This window comes from Shewanella sp. T24-MNA-CIBAN-0130, assembly GCF_040310185.1.
GTDB classification, from domain to species: domain Bacteria; phylum Pseudomonadota; class Gammaproteobacteria; order Enterobacterales; family Shewanellaceae; genus Shewanella; species Shewanella psychromarinicola.
The window spans coordinates 1-232 of sequence record NZ_JBEOPP010000596.1; the positions used below are offsets into that span (position 1 = coordinate 1).

The following is a 232-nucleotide window of genomic DNA, read 5'->3' on the forward strand; positions in this document are numbered from 1 at the left end:
AAGTAATACCACGACCATGAGCGGCAGCGATATGATGAACTTCACCGAGTGAAAGTTGATAAAACTCAGCACAGTTCGAGTCAGCATCAATCCCATCGGTTTTATTGGCTACCACAAAGCACTTTTTCTCTTTCTTACGTAAGTGGTTAGAAATAGCTTGGTCAGCCACTGTCATACCTACGCGAGCATCAACTAAAAATAAAACAATATCCGCTTCTTCAATGGCCAGTAA

At 41.8% G+C, this 232-nt stretch carries 1 protein-coding gene; it reads right to left on the reverse strand.

The genetic code is table 11. The annotated features are described in order from the left end of the window. The coding region (locus AAEZ02_RS23640; RefSeq protein ID WP_351125702.1) for a GTPase at positions 1-232 on the reverse strand (232 nt) is incomplete at both ends.